The organism is Halomonas sp. SIMBA_159 (genome assembly GCF_046536035.1).
Lineage (GTDB): Bacteria > Pseudomonadota > Gammaproteobacteria > Pseudomonadales > Halomonadaceae > Vreelandella > Vreelandella venusta_A.
The window spans coordinates 1-266 of sequence record NZ_JAWJBT010000725.1 but is presented as its reverse complement, the minus strand read 5'-3'; the positions used below and the strand labels follow the sequence as shown (position 1 = coordinate 266).

At 74.1% G+C, this 266-nt stretch carries 1 protein-coding gene; it reads right to left on the bottom strand.

What is annotated here, in order from left to right; translation table 11 throughout:
- Positions 1–266: hypothetical protein (locus R0J87_RS21105; RefSeq protein WP_498888723.1), on the bottom strand; the 266-nt coding region annotated here is incomplete at both ends.

The window sequence follows — 266 nt, the reverse complement described above, 5'->3', positions numbered from 1 at the left end:
CCCATCACCGACACGAACGCGGCGGTCGCGAGGTCGAGACCGTGGTTGAACGGGCCGGCCGGTCGTCGGAGCCCGTCCCGATGCTCGGCCAGTCGCACGCGCGTGTCGTCCGCGAGCGCGCCGAGGCGGGTGCGCACCGCGTCCGCGTCGAGGTCGTGCGCCACCACGGTGACGCGCAGCTGCACGTCGTTGCGCAGCACCGAGGCGACAGCGCGCTCGATCGGACGGGACGCCTCGTGCACAGGGATCACGACGTCGACGCGGGG